The sequence below is a fragment of the Hymenobacter agri genome (assembly GCF_054778495.1).
Genome location: NZ_BAAGZM010000917.1, coordinates 1 through 1,225, shown reverse-complemented (window position 1 = coordinate 1,225; position 1,225 = coordinate 1). Strand labels below are relative to the sequence as shown.

The following is a 1,225-nucleotide window of genomic DNA, read 5'->3' as shown; positions in this document are numbered from 1 at the left end:
CGGCGGGCACGAACTACGCCAGCTTCACGGCGGCCGTGGCGGCCCTGACGGCGGGCGGCGTGAGCGGCCCGGTAACTTTTGCCGTGAGCGGCGGGCCTTACAATGAGCAGGTTAGCCTGGGCCAGTTTACGGGCAGCAGCGCAACCAACCGCGTCACATTCAGCGGCAACGGCAGTATTATTCAGTTTGGCGCCGCCACTTCTGCGCAGCGGGCCGTCATCACGCTGAACGGCGCCGACTACGTGACCCTCGACCGGCTGGTGGTGGATGCCACCGGGGGCGGTGCCAGTACCGTCACCTACGGCTGGGGCATTCAACTGCTGAACAACTCCGACAACAACGTTATCAGCAACTGCACCGTGACGGCGCCCCAGACGGGCACGACTTCCAACTTCGCGGGCATCGTGTCGAACGCTTCGGCCACCTCCATCACCGGCAACGGCCCCACGGCCAGCCAGAACCTGACGCTGCAAGGCAACACCGTGACCGGCGGCTACAACGGCATTGTGGTGGTGGGCTCGCCCCCCGGCGCGCCCACTACGCTCGGCGTGCAGATTACGAACAACACCGTGGCCGACTGCTACGATGCGGGCATCTACCTCAGCTACCTGAGCGGGGCACAGGTGACGGGTAACGACGTGTCGCGGCCCACCCGCACGGGCGCCGGCTCTTATTATGGCCTGAACATGAACGTGGGCACCGGCGGAACTACGGTAGCCAAAAACCGCTTCCACCAGGCGTTTCCGGCGGGCACTACCACCACGTCGGGGGCGTACGGCATCTACCTGTTTACGCTGGCGGCGGCTACGACTACTGCGCCGAACATCATTGCCAACAACCTGATTTATGATATGAGCGGCTCGGCGGTGTACGGCATCTTCAACGGCTCGTCCGACAACGCCAAGTACTACTACAATACCATCGACATCAACGACCAGGCCAACACCGGCACGGGCGGCGGCTTCGGCTTTTACCAGACCACGGGCCTGAACGTGGAGTTTCGCAACAACATCGTGCGCCTGAGCCGGACCGGCACGGGCCTGAACTATGCCGTTTTTCTGTCGTCCATCGTGCCCAGCTTCGTGAGCAACAACAACGACCTGACGGGCAGCGGCAGCACCTTCCGTACGGGCTTTTTCCAGACTTCGCCCTACGCCACGCTGGCCGACTGGAGCACGGCCAACGGCGGCACCTTCGACCAGAACAGCGTGAGCGTCGACCCGCA

Annotated in this window: 1 protein-coding gene; it reads left to right on the top strand. The window is 63.8% G+C overall.

Annotation, left to right across the window (positions count from 1 at the left end):
* Positions 1–1,225: right-handed parallel beta-helix repeat-containing protein (locus ACYVDE_RS23355; RefSeq protein WP_460503925.1), on the top strand; the 1,225-nt coding region annotated here is incomplete at both ends.